This is a genomic window from Streptomyces sp. NBC_00513, from assembly GCF_041431415.1.
GTDB lineage: Bacteria > Actinomycetota > Actinomycetes > Streptomycetales > Streptomycetaceae > Streptomyces.
The window spans coordinates 5,618,421-5,630,828 of the sequence record NZ_CP107845.1; the positions used below are offsets into that span (position 1 = coordinate 5,618,421).

Consider the following 12,408-nt stretch of genomic DNA (forward strand, 5'->3'; position numbering starts at 1 on the left):
CCGGTAGGGTGACCGCGCGCGGCATGCGCAACCGCGAACTCGGCCCGCGCACGCGCACGGCCGGACACGCCAACCAGGGGGCACACAGGTGAGTACGGCCGAGGCGACGGGTTTCTGCAGGGTCACCGTCGTGGCCCCGGACAGCCGGATAGACGTGGCCCTCCCCGAGGACATCGCCGTCGCCGACGTCTACCCCGAACTGCTGCGCCTCACCGGCCAGACCCAGCCCGTCGGCGCACCGACCGGCTTCCACCTCGTACGCCGCTCCGGCGTCGTCCTCGACGGCGCCCGCACCCTCGCCGCCCAGCAGGTCCTCGACGGCGAGGTGCTCAGCCTGCGCCCCTTCGCCGAGTCCCTGCCGCCCGCCGTCTTCGACGACGTCTCCGATGCCGTCGCCTCGGCCGTCGTCCGCGACCGCCACCGCTGGAGCGACGACATGCTGCGCGGCGCGGGCCTGGCCGGCGCCTCCGTCCTGCTCGTCCTGCTCGGCTTCGTCCTCTGGTACGCCGACCCGGTCCGCCACGACATGCACGGCCTGCCCGGCGTCATCGCCGGCGCCGTCGCCGTCCTGCTGGTCGCCACCGCCGGCGTCCGCGCCCGGGTGTACGGCGACCGGGGCTCCGCCGTCGCCCTCGGCCTCGCCGCCCTCCCGCACCTGCTGATCGCCGGCTCCGCCATCGTCGCGCCCGCGGCCGGCCAGGGACCCGGCCGCCTCCAGTTCCTCCTCGGCTGCCTCTGCGCCCTCGTCGCCGCCGTCGCCCTGGTCGCCCTCACCCCGAACGGCGACGCCCCCTTCGTCGCGGCCACCTTCCTGGCCGCCACCGGCACCCTCGCCGCCTTCGCGGCCATCGCCACCGAGGGCTCCGCCACCGCCACGGCCGCCGTCTGCGCCCCCGTCGCCGTGGGCCTCGTCGCCTTCCTCCCCGGCCTCTCCGCGCGCTTCGCCCGACTGCCCATCGGCTACGCCGCCCCGCAGAGCTCCGCCGGCGACCACGAGATCCCGGACCACCACGAGCCCCGGCCCAGCGGCGCCCCGACCGATCCCGCCGCCGAGGCCCGGCGCGACCCGGCCGCCCTCGACGCCGAGGCCATCGCCGTCCAGGCCCGCCGGGGCCACGAGATGCTGCTCGGCCTCGTCGGTGGCTGCGCGGCCGTCGCCGTGGGCGCCGCCGCGGTCCTCGGCTTCTCCGACGACACCTGGGGCCGGCTGCTCGCCCTGACCGCCGGCCTCGCCATGCTGCTCCGGGCCCGGCTCTTCCGCTACACCTCACAGGTGGTGTGCGCCCTCGCCGCCGGCCTCGCCGCCGTCGCCCTGCTCGTCCTGGGCCTGGCCCTGCACCCGCCGGCCGACCTCGTCGCGGAGCTCCTGCTCCACGGCGACCGCGGCGGCCTGGACCTCCGTGCGATCTGGCTCTCGGCCGCCGTCGCCGCCGGCGCGGTCCTCCTCACCGGTATTGCGCTTGTCATCCCGCGCAAGGGTCTGTCACCCTTCTGGGGACGGATGCTCGACCTCACCGAGGCCGCGGTGCTGCTCAGCCTGGTCCCGCTGACCCTGGCCGTGCTCGACGTCTACTCCCGGGCCCGCGCTCTCACCAGCTGAGACTGCCGGGACCCGGCAGCCTGGTACGCTGTATGACGGCCGTTTGTGTACGCGCTCCCGGAGGTCCTCTGGAGGCTGCGCTCAGCGGACCCCGCCTCCCGAGTAACGGAAGATCCCCAGAGAATTCGACCTGGGGCACTCGGTGGCAACGAAGACCTATCACGAGGAGTACGCGTGCCGCTCGACGCCGCAACGAAGAAGCAGCTCATCGAAGAATTTGGTGCCAAGGAGGGCGACACCGGCTCCCCCGAGGTTCAGGTCGCGATGCTCTCCCGCCGCATCTCGGACCTGACCGAGCACCTCAAGACCCACAAGCACGACCACCACTCCCGTCGTGGTCTGCTGATCCTGGTCGGCCAGCGTCGCCGCCTGCTGCAGTACCTGGCCAAGAAGGACATCCAGCGCTTCCGTACGCTGGTCGAGCGCCTCGGCATCCGCCGCGGTGCGGCCGGCGCCAAGTAAAGACGCTGTGAAGGGAGCGGTTCCCACACTGAGGGGGCCGCTCCCTTTGCTGTACGTGCGCGACGCGCCACACGCTTTGTAGTCTGGAAGCACACGCGCACAACCGAAGAGGAGGAGCGCCCTCCCTACGCCGCCGGTCCTCGGTAGTGGCATCCGGAAAGCCCAGCGAGGGCAACGAACCGGGTGCTTCGATCGAAGACCGGCCCGCACGCCAGGAGCGCTTCTCCAACACCGTTCGTCACCACACGGGTGGCGGACGGAGACGACGAAAATGGAGATATCGCTAGTGGAGAACGAGACCCACTACGCCGAGGCCGTCATTGACAACGGTTCCTTCGGCACCCGCACCATCCGCTTCGAGACGGGCCGTCTGGCCCGCCAGGCCGCCGGCTCCGCCGTTGCCTACCTGGACGACGACACGATGGTGCTGTCCGCCACCACCGCGTCGAAGAAGCCCAAGGACCAGCTCGACTTCTTCCCCCTCACGGTGGACGTCGAGGAGCGGCAGTACGCGGCCGGCAAGATCCCCGGCTCGTTCTTCCGTCGCGAGGGCCGGCCCTCCGAGGACGCGATCCTCACCTGCCGCCTGATCGACCGCCCGCTGCGCCCGTCCTTCAAGAAGGGCCTGCGCAACGAGATCCAGGTCGTCGCGACGATCATGGCGCTCAACCCCGACCACCTGTACGACGTCGTGGCGATCAACGCCGCCTCCGCGTCCACCCAGCTGGCCGGCCTGCCCTTCTCCGGCCCGATCGGCGGCGTCCGCGTCGCGCTGATCCGCGGCCAGTGGGTCGCCTTCCCGACGCACACCGAGCTCGAGGACGCCGTCTTCGACATGGTCGTCGCGGGTCGCGTCCTGGAGGACGGCGACGTCGCGATCATGATGGTCGAGGCCGAGGCCACCGAGAAGACCATCGCCCTGGTCCAGGGCGGCGCCGAGGCGCCGACCGAGGAGGTCGTGGCCGCCGGCCTCGACGCCTCGAAGCCCTTCATCAAGGTCCTCTGCAAGGCCCAGGCCGACCTGGCCGCCAAGGCCGCCAAGCCCGAGGGCGAGTTCCCGGTCTTCCTGGACTACCAGGACGACGTGTACGAGGCCCTCTCGGCCGCCGTCAAGGGCGAGCTCTCCCAGGCGCTGACCATCGCGGGCAAGCAGGACCGCGAGGCCGAGCTGGACCGCGTCAAGGAGATCGCCGCCGAGAAGCTCCTCCCGGCCTTCGAGGGCCGCGAGAAGGAGATCTCCGCCGCCTACCGCAGCCTGACCAAGGCCCTGGTGCGCGAGCGCGTCATCAAGGACAAGGTCCGCATCGACGGCCGCGGGATCACGGACATCCGTACCCTCGCCGCCGAGGTCGAGGCCATCCCGCGCGTGCACGGCTCGGCGCTGTTCGAGCGTGGCGAGACCCAGATCCTGGGCGTCACCACCCTCAACATGCTCCGTATGGAGCAGCAGCTGGACACCCTCTCCCCGGTGACCCGCAAGCGCTACATGCACAACTACAACTTCCCGCCGTACTCCGTCGGCGAGACCGGCCGCGTCGGTTCGCCGAAGCGCCGCGAGATCGGCCACGGCGCGCTCGCCGAGCGCGCGATCGTGCCGGTCCTCCCGACCCGCGAGGAGTTCCCCTACGCGATCCGTCAGGTGTCCGAGGCCCTCGGCTCCAACGGCTCGACGTCCATGGGCTCGGTCTGCGCCTCCACCATGTCGCTGCTGAACGCCGGTGTGCCCCTCAAGGCCCCCGTCGCCGGCATCGCCATGGGTCTGATCTCCCAGGAGATCGACGGCAAGACCCACTACGTCGCCCTCACCGACATCCTCGGTGCGGAGGACGCCTTCGGCGACATGGACTTCAAGGTCGCCGGCACCAAGGAGTTCGTCACCGCGCTCCAGCTGGACACCAAGCTCGACGGCATCCCGGCCTCGGTTCTGGCCGCCGCCCTCAAGCAGGCCCGCGACGCCCGCCTCCACATCCTCGACGTGATGATGGAAGCGATCGACACGCCGGACGAGATGTCCCCCAACGCCCCCCGGATCATCACCGTCAAGATCCCGGTGGACAAGATCGGTGAGGTCATCGGCCCCAAGGGCAAGATGATCAACCAGATCCAGGAGGACACCGGCGCCGAGATCACGATCGAGGACGACGGCACCATCTACATCGGTGCCGCCGACGGCCCGGCCGCCGAGGCCGCCCGCGCCACGATCAACCAGATCGCCAACCCGACCATGCCGGAGGTCGGCGAGCGCTACCTGGGTACGGTCGTCAAGACCACCACCTTCGGTGCCTTCGTCTCCCTCATGCCCGGCAAGGACGGCCTGCTGCACATCTCGCAGATCCGCAAGCTCGCCGGTGGCAAGCGCGTGGAGAACGTCGAGGACGTGCTCGCGGTCGGCACCAAGGTCCAGGTCGAGATCGCCGAGATCGACTCCCGCGGCAAGCTCTCCCTCGTCCCCGTGGTCGAGGGCGAAGCGGCCGACGCCGACGCTGACAAGGACGACTCCGACAAGTGACGTCGCGTAGTTCCCGTGTGACGGCCCGCCCCTCTTCGGAGGGGCGGGCCGTCGCCCGTACCCAAACCCTGCTCAAGGGGCAGCACGGCATCGGCACCGTCCGGCGCACGGTCCTGCCCGGCGGACTGCGCATCGTCACCGAGACGCTGCCCTCCGTCCGCTCCGCCACCTTCGGCATCTGGGCGAACGTGGGCTCCCGGGACGAGACGCCCACGCTCAACGGCGCCACGCACTACCTGGAGCACCTCCTCTTCAAGGGCACCGACAAGCGCAGTGCCCTCGACATCTCCTCCGCGATCGACGCGGTCGGCGGGGAGATGAACGCCTTCACGGCGAAGGAGTACACCTGCTACTACGCACGGGTGCTCGACACCGACCTGCCGCTGGCCATCGACGTGGTCTGCGACATGCTGACCGGCTCGCTGATCCGCGAGGAGGACGTCGACGCCGAGCGCGGCGTCATCCTCGAAGAGATCGCGATGACGGAGGACGACCCGGGCGACTGCGTGCACGACCTGTTCGCGCAGACCATGTTCGGCGACAGCCCGCTGGGCCGTCCCGTCCTCGGCACCGTGGAGACGATCAACGCGCTCGGCGCCGACCGGATCCGCCGCTTCTACAAGAAGCACTACGACCCGACCCACCTGGTCGTGGCCGCGGCGGGCAACGTCGACCACAACAAGGTCGTACGTCAGGTCCGCGCCGCCTTCGAGAAGGCGGGCGCCCTGGGTCGCACCGACGCCGAGCCGATCGGCCCGCGCGGCGGCACCAAGCGGATCCGCACCGCCGGCCGCGTCGAACTGGTCAACCGCAAGACCGAGCAGGCCCACGTGGTCCTCGGCATGCCCGGCCTCGCCCGCACCGACGAGCGCCGCTGGGCCCTGGGCGTGCTGAACACGGCCCTCGGCGGCGGCATGTCCTCCCGGCTGTTCCAGGAGGTCCGGGAGAAGCGCGGCCTCGCCTACAGCGTGTACTCGTACACCTCGGGCTTCGCCGACACCGGCCTGTTCGGCGTGTACGCCGGCTGCCGGCCCAGCCAGGTCCACGACGTGCTGCGGATCTGCCGGGACGAGCTGGACAAGGTCGCCTCGGACGGGCTCACGGACGAGGAGATCAGGCGGGCCGTCGGCCAACTGTCCGGCTCCACGGTCCTCGGCCTGGAGGACACCGGTGCCATCATGAACCGGATCGGCAAGAGCGAGCTGTGCTGGGGCGACCAGATGTCGGTCGACGACATGCTGGCCCGGATCGCGGCCGTGACCCCGGACGACGTCCGGGCCGTCGCGCAGGACGTGCTGGCCCACAAGCCGTCCCTCGCCGTGATCGGACCGCTGAAGGAGAAGCAGGCCGCCCGCCTCGACGAAGCGGTGGCCTGAGATCCTGGGGTTTCCGGGTGCCGGTCCGCCCCGGCCGGCCGGCACCCGGCCCTGTGACATGGAAGCGAAGGAAGCACGAGCATGAGCAGCAAGCTGCGGGTCGCGGTTCTCGGCGCCCAGGGGCGCATCGGCGCCGAGGCGGTCAAGGCCGTCGAGGCCGCCGAGGACATGGAACTGGTCGCCGCGCTCACCCGCGGGGACAAGCTGGAGACACTGACCGACGCCGGCGCCCAGGTCGTCGTCGAGCTGACCACCCCCGCCGCCGTCATGGACAACCTCGACTTCTGCGTCCGCCGCGGCATCCACGCCGTCGTCGGCACCACCGGCTGGACCGAGGAGCGCCTGGCCGAGCTGAACACCTGGCTCGCCGGCTCCCCGGAGACCGGGGTGCTCATCGCCCCCAACTTCTCCATCGGCGCCGTCCTCACCATGAAGTTCGCCGCCCAGGCCGCCCGCTACTTCGAGTCCGTCGAGGTCGTCGAGCTGCACCACCCCAACAAGGTGGACGCCCCCTCGGGCACGGCGACCCGCACCGCGCAGCTCATCGCGGCCGCCCGCGCCGAAGCCGGTCTGGGCGCCCAGCCCGACGCCACCGCCACCGCCCTCGACGGAGCCCGCGGCGCCGACGTGGACGGCGTGCCCGTGCACGCCATCCGACTGCGCGGCCTGCTGGCCCACCAGGAGGTGCTCCTCGGCGGCGAGGGGGAGACCCTCACCATCCGTCACGATTCCCTGCACCACAGCAGCTTCATGCCGGGCATCCTGCTCGGCGCGCGCCGCGTGACGCAGACCCCGGGCCTCACCTTCGGCCTGGAACACTTCCTCGACCTCGGCTGATGAGCAGGCAGTAGTACCCATGCGCGCGAAGATCACCTACTTCCTCACGGCCGCCGTCCTGGTCGTCTACTTCGTCCTGGTCGGCAGCCGGGGCCTGATGCTGATTCAGCACGGCACCTGGCTCACCGTCACCATGGGCCTTTCCGTGCTGATCCTGCCGGTCATCGGCATCTGGTTCCTCTGGAAGAACACGCGGTTCGTCACCAAGGCCAACCAGCTCGCCGCCGAGCTGGAGGCCGAGGGCGCCCTGCCGGCGGACGAGCTGGAGCGGGACCAGTACGGGCGGATCCTTCGGGACTCCGCCGACGAGGTCTTCGCGCGCCGCAAGGTCGAGACCGAGGACGCGCCGGGCGACTGGCGCAGCTGGTTCCGGCTCGCCGTGGCCTACCACGACGCCCGCGACACCCCGCGGGCCCGCAGGGCCATGCAGCGAGCCATCGCCCTGCACGACGGAAAGCCCGTACAGGTCTGATCCCCGTACGGGCTCCACGTGCGCCGGCGACGACTCAGGCGGGAACGGGCCGGTACTCGTCGGCCCACGCCTCCACCATCCCGGCGGCCCGGTCGAAAGCCTCGGACCGGGCCAGGAAATCGGCGTTGTGGTCGGTCAGGAGCACCGGCAGTTCGCCGCCGTCGCGCGCCGCCGCGGTCAGGGCCTGACCCTGCACGGTCCTCGGCAGTCCGAGCCAACGCACCGGCTGCTGCACGGTACGAATGCTGTCGATCTTGCTCCAGGCGACCGAGCGCGTTCCGAAGAACCCCACCCGACGCAGTCCCGTACGACTCACCCAGACACCCATGCGCAGCAGGCGCAGGGTCGCCCCGACCACGGCGAGCGCGGCCGCCAGGGAGAGCAGAGCCCCGCCCCAGGTGCCCGCGAAGGCGACGATCATCGTGGCCAGGAGCATGAAGGCGGAGAGCAGCAGCAGCAGCGCCGCGACGGCGACCCGCCAGGGGCCGGGACGGTAGGGCCGACGCCAACGGTCGGGATCGTCGTGGGGCAGTGTCTCTTCTTCGTGCGCGTCGAAGACGCCGTCGGCCGTCAAGAAGGGCAGGGGCACGGCTGGACCTCACTCACATGCACGTTCGGTTGGGCTGTGCCCGTGAGGCTACCGCCCCTCGGACGCCTCCGACTGCTGTGACTTCTGGGGCGCCTTGTGCGGCTGCAGTGCCGGCATGCCGAAGAGCAGCGAGCCGACGAGCCCCGCCACCACGGTCAGTCCGACCAGCGTACGGGCGGCGATCTGGGTCTTGGCCAGACTCTCTCGCGGCGGTGGAGTGACGTTACTGCGGAATCGGTCGGCCTCGGCGACGAAGGCGAAGGGGACGGGTTCGCGCCGGCGAAACATGGGAGGCACTCTCCTCACGGTCAGGGCCCGCGGGCCACGTGGTGCGTTCTCCAGGTAAGACGTCCGAAGTCCCCGATCCGTGCCGCGAATCGGAACATTCGCCGAATCACATGGCGCGGCGTCAGCTGTACGGGTGACCCCGCCACCGCGCCGGCCTGGGAATCGAGCCGTTCCCCGCGCCGTAGAGTGGGCGCGCCCCAGGTAATACCGTTCGGAAGGACCCCCGGTGAGCGAGAACGCCGCTTCAGACCTGAAACCCAGCTTCCGCAGTGACGTGACGGTGGAGCTGGTGAAGCACTCCGCCGCCGACTCCGACGTGCTGTGGGCCGCCCGTGTCTCCACGGCCGGCGAGCAGTCCCTGGAGGAGCTCCAGAAGGACCCCGAGCGCTCCAAGGGCCTCATCAACTATCTGATGCGCGACCGCCACGGCAGCCCCTTCGAGCACAACTCGATGACCTTCTTCATCAGCGCCCCGATCTTCGTGTTCCGCGAGTTCATGCGGCACCGCGTCGGCTGGTCCTACAACGAGGAATCGGGCCGCTACAGGGAGCTGGAGCCGGTCTTCTACGTCCCGGACGCGGATCGCAAGCTGATCCAGGAGGGCCGCCCGGGCAAGTACGTCTTCGTCGAGGGAACCGCCGCGCAGCAGGAGCTGACCGGCCGCGTCATGGAGGACTCGTACGTCCAGGCCTACCAGGCCTACCAGGAGATGCTGGCGGCGGGCGTGGCACGGGAGGTTGCCCGTTCGGTCCTGCCGGTCGGACTTTTCTCCTCGATGTACGCCACCTGCAACGCGCGCTCGCTGATGCACTTCCTCGGCCTGCGCACCCAGCACGAGCTGGCGACCACCCCGTCCTTCCCGCAGCGGGAGATCGAGATGGTCGGCGAGAAGATGGAGCGGCACTGGGCCGGTCTGATGCCGCTCACGTACGCCGCGTACAACGCGAACGGTCGCGTTGCCCCGTAAGGCCGGAGCGATGCCCGCGCACAGATGTGCGGCCCAAGTCCCAAGTGTCCGTATTGCGGCGTTTCGTAAAGTTCATCTAGGCTGATCAAACGGACCCGGCACTGCTTGAACCCCCGAGCAGGCAGTGCCGGGCTCCAACACTCGGTTCACGTCCCCCGAGGGGACACCGCGAGCATGGCAGCGAGTAGCGTGTTACCCATGGCTCCGATCTCGACTCCGCAGACCCCCTTCGGGCGGGTCCTCACCGCCATGATCACGCCGTTCACGGCTGATGGCGCACTCGACCTCGACGGCGCGCAGCGGCTCGCCGTCCACCTGGTGGACGCAGGCAACGACGGCCTGATCATCAACGGCACCACCGGTGAGTCGCCGACCACCACCGACGCGGAGAAAAACGACCTCGTACGAGCCGTACTCGAAGCCGTCGGCGACCGCGCCCACGTGGTGGCGGGCATCGGCACCAACGACACCCGGCACACCCTCGAACTCGCCCGCCAGGCCGAGCGCACCGGCGCCCACGGCCTGCTCGCGGTGACGCCGTACTACAGCAAGCCGCCGCAGGAAGGCCTATACCGGCACTTCACGGCCATCGCGGACGCCACCGAGCTGCCCGTCATGCTCTACGACATCCCCGGCCGCAGCGGTGTCCCGATCAACACCGAAACCCTCGTCCGACTGGCCGAGCACCCCCGTATCGTTGCCAACAAGGACGCCAAGGGTGACCTGGGCCGCGCCAGCTGGGCCATCGCCCAGAGCGGCCTGGCCTGGTACTCCGGCGACGACATGCTGAACCTGCCCCTCCTTTCGGTCGGCGCGGTCGGATTCGTCTCCGTGGTCAGCCACGTGGTCACCCCCGAACTCCGCGCGATGCTCGACGCCCACCTGGGCGGCGACGTCCAGAAGGCCACCGAGATCCACCAGAAGCTGCTCCCCGTCTTCACCGGCATGTTCCGCACGCAGGGCGTCATCACCACCAAGGGCGCCCTCGGCCTGCAGGGACTCCCCGCCGGCCCGTTGCGGCTCCCGCTCGTCGAGCTGACCGCCGAAGAGACGGCGCAGCTCAAGATCGATCTTGCCGCCGGCGGGGTACAGCTCTGACAACAGACTTCACAACTGAACAAGCACAATCCGAAACCGCATAAGCAAGTGCACGAATGACATGCGCGCCACGTGCCTACGAGGTACGTGGCGCGTGTGGTGAGGAGACACTTTTGAGCCATCCGCATCCTGAACTGGGCCCGCCGCCGAAGCTCCCCAAGGGCGGCCTCCGGGTCACCCCCCTGGGTGGCCTCGGTGAGATCGGCCGCAACATGACCGTCTTCGAGTTCGACGGTCGCCTGCTGATCGTCGACTGCGGCGTCCTCTTCCCCGAAGAGGAGCAGCCGGGCATCGACCTGATCCTGCCGGACTTCTCGTCCATCCGGGATCGCCTCGACGACATCGAGGGCATCGTGCTCACGCACGGTCACGAGGACCACATCGGCGCCGTCCCCTACCTCCTCCGGGAGAAGCCGGACATCCCGCTGATCGGTTCCAAGCTGACGCTCGCCCTGATCGAGGCGAAGCTCCAGGAGCACCGCATCCGCCCCTACACCCTTGAGGTGAAGGAAGGCGAGCGCGAGAACCTGGGCCCCTTCGACTGCGAGTTCATCGCGGTCAACCACTCCATTCCGGACGCGCTGGCCGTGGCCATCCGCACCGGCGCCGGCATGGTGGTCTGCACCGGCGACTTCAAGATGGACCAGCTCCCGCTGGACAAGCGCCTCACCGACCTGCACGCCTTCGCGCGTCTGAGCGAGGAGGGCATCGACCTCCTCCTCTCGGACTCGACGAACGCCGAGGTCCCGGGCTTCGTCCCGCCCGAGCGCGAGATCTCCAACGTCCTGCGCACGGTCTTCGCGAACGCCCACAACCGGATCATCGTGGCCAGCTTCGCCAGCCACGTGCACCGCATCCAGCAGATCCTCGACGCGGCCCACGAGTACGGCCGTCGTGTCGCCTTCGTCGGTCGTTCGATGGTCCGCAACATGGGCATCGCCCGTGACCTGGGCTACCTGAAGGTCCCGCCGGGCCTGGTCGTGGACGTGAAGACCCTCGACGACCTGCCGGCCCACGAGGTCGTCCTCGTCTGCACGGGTTCCCAGGGCGAGCCCATGGCGGCCCTGTCCCGGATGGCGAACCGCGATCACCAGATCCGGATCGTCCCCGGCGACACGGTGATCCTGGCGTCGTCCCTCATCCCGGGCAACGAGAACGCGGTCTACCGCGTGATCAACGGCCTGACCCGGTGGGGCGCCAACGTCGTGCACAAGGGCAACGCCAAGGTGCACGTCTCCGGTCACGCCTCCGCGGGCGAGCTGTTGTACTTCTACAACATCTGCAAGCCGCGGAACCTGATGCCGGTCCACGGCGAGTGGCGCCACCTGCGCGCCAACGCCGAGCTCGGCGCGATGACGGGTGTCCCCAAGGACCGGATCGTCATCGCCGAGGACGGCGTGGTCGTCGACCTGATCGACGGCAAGGCCCGCATCTCGGGCAAGGTCCAGGCCGGCTACGTGTACGTGGACGGCCTTTCGGTCGGCGACGTCACCGAGGCCTCGCTCAAGGACCGTCGCATCCTCGGCGACGAGGGCATCATCTCGGTCTACGTGGTGGTCGACAGCACCACGGGCAAGGTCGTGAGCGGCCCGAACATCCAGGCCCGCGGCTCCGGCATCGAGGACTCGGCCTTCGCCGCGGTCCTGCCGAAGATCGAGGAGGCCATCGCGCGCGCCGGCGCCGACGGCGTGGCCGAGCCGCACCAGATCCAGCAGCTCATCCGCCGCACCATGGGCAAGTGGGTCTCGGACGGCTACCGCCGCCGCCCGATGATCCTTCCGGTCGTCGTCGAGGTCTGAGCCTCGTCGTAGCGCCCGTGTCGGAGCGGGGCAACCGGATTTGCATCCGGGGGCCCCGCTCCAGTACGTTTACGTCTCCACCTCGCACGGCACCCAGGCACACACGTGTGCCCGACCGCCCGTGCGGGCGGGTGGGAATCAAACACTCAGGAACACCTGATAAAGTCTGATCCACCCGAAAGGGAAAGGCCCTCCAACGGCCATCGAATTCAAATCCGAGTCGGAAACGACACGGAAATGGTCTGATAGAGTTGGAATCGCCGGAAAGGGAAACGCGAAAGCGAAGAACTGGAAAGCGAAACCCGCTTCGACCGGGAATCGGACACGAAAGAGTCTGATAGAGTCGGAAACGAAGGAAGCGCCCGGAGGGCCTGGAAACAGGAACGAAGGAAGCGTCCGTTCCTTGAGAAC

Annotated in this window: 11 protein-coding genes; 9 read left to right on the forward strand and 2 right to left on the reverse strand. The window is 69.6% G+C overall.

The annotated features are described in order from the left end of the window. The first annotated feature begins 88 nt into the window (after positions 1 to 88). The 6 genes from eccD to OHA84_RS26045 all read left to right on the forward strand — a co-directional run bounded on the left by eccD (position 89) and on the right by OHA84_RS26045 (position 7,256). Positions 89 to 1,600 carry a type VII secretion integral membrane protein EccD gene (gene eccD / locus OHA84_RS26020; RefSeq protein ID WP_266969548.1) on the forward strand — a complete coding sequence of 504 codons (1,512 nt, stop codon included), beginning with the start codon at positions 89 to 91 and terminating at the stop codon, positions 1,598 to 1,600. Between the two features lie 174 nt (positions 1,601 to 1,774). Beyond that, a complete protein-coding gene (rpsO, locus tag OHA84_RS26025; RefSeq protein ID WP_053683894.1) occupies positions 1,775 to 2,062 on the forward strand; it encodes a 30S ribosomal protein S15 in 288 nt (95 codons plus the stop codon). A 286-nt stretch (positions 2,063 to 2,348) separates the two neighbouring features. Beyond that, positions 2,349 to 4,571, forward strand: a complete 2,223-nt coding sequence (locus OHA84_RS26030) for a polyribonucleotide nucleotidyltransferase (RefSeq protein WP_266973951.1) — start codon at positions 2,349 to 2,351, stop codon at positions 4,569 to 4,571. Further along, entirely contained in the window at positions 4,568 to 5,947 is a 1,380-nt protein-coding gene (locus OHA84_RS26035; protein ID WP_266950229.1) for a pitrilysin family protein, read from the forward strand. The genes OHA84_RS26030 and OHA84_RS26035 overlap by 4 nt, the downstream gene beginning before the upstream one ends. 81 nt (positions 5,948 to 6,028) lie before the next feature. Next, positions 6,029 to 6,784: a 4-hydroxy-tetrahydrodipicolinate reductase gene (gene dapB, locus OHA84_RS26040; RefSeq protein WP_053683889.1), complete on the forward strand. Its 756-nt coding sequence runs from the start codon at positions 6,029 to 6,031 to the stop codon at positions 6,782 to 6,784. Positions 6,785 to 6,803: 19 nt separating this feature from the next. After that, positions 6,804 to 7,256: a hypothetical protein gene (locus tag OHA84_RS26045; protein ID WP_053683886.1), complete on the forward strand. Its 453-nt coding sequence runs from the start codon at positions 6,804 to 6,806 to the stop codon at positions 7,254 to 7,256. A 34-nt stretch (positions 7,257 to 7,290) separates the two neighbouring features. Here OHA84_RS26045 and OHA84_RS26050 read toward each other — a convergent pair whose 3' ends face one another. Both OHA84_RS26050 and OHA84_RS26055 read right to left on the reverse strand, forming a co-directional pair. Beyond that, the gene (locus OHA84_RS26050; RefSeq protein ID WP_053683885.1) at positions 7,291 to 7,845 is read right to left on the reverse strand and encodes a PH domain-containing protein; all 555 of its coding nucleotides are present in this window, start codon (positions 7,843 to 7,845) and stop codon (positions 7,291 to 7,293) included. Between the two features lie 48 nt (positions 7,846 to 7,893). Continuing rightward, positions 7,894 to 8,133 carry a hypothetical protein gene (locus tag OHA84_RS26055; RefSeq protein ID WP_053683883.1) on the reverse strand — a complete coding sequence of 80 codons (240 nt, stop codon included), beginning with the start codon at positions 8,131 to 8,133 and terminating at the stop codon, positions 7,894 to 7,896. Positions 8,134 to 8,359: 226 nt separating this feature from the next. Between OHA84_RS26055 and thyX the strand changes: the two genes are divergently transcribed. The 3 genes from thyX to OHA84_RS26070 all read left to right on the forward strand — a co-directional run bounded on the left by thyX (position 8,360) and on the right by OHA84_RS26070 (position 11,997). Continuing rightward, complete coding sequence (gene thyX, locus OHA84_RS26060) at positions 8,360 to 9,100, forward strand: FAD-dependent thymidylate synthase (protein ID WP_053683881.1); 741 nt, start codon at positions 8,360 to 8,362, stop codon at positions 9,098 to 9,100. Positions 9,101 to 9,298: 198 nt separating this feature from the next. After that, on the forward strand, positions 9,299 to 10,198 hold the full coding sequence (dapA, locus tag OHA84_RS26065) for a 4-hydroxy-tetrahydrodipicolinate synthase (RefSeq protein WP_053683880.1): 900 nt from the start codon (positions 9,299 to 9,301) through the stop codon (positions 10,196 to 10,198). Between the two features lie 113 nt (positions 10,199 to 10,311). Then, entirely contained in the window at positions 10,312 to 11,997 is a 1,686-nt protein-coding gene (locus OHA84_RS26070; protein WP_053683878.1) for a ribonuclease J, read from the forward strand. The last annotated feature ends 411 nt before the right edge of the window (positions 11,998 to 12,408 follow it).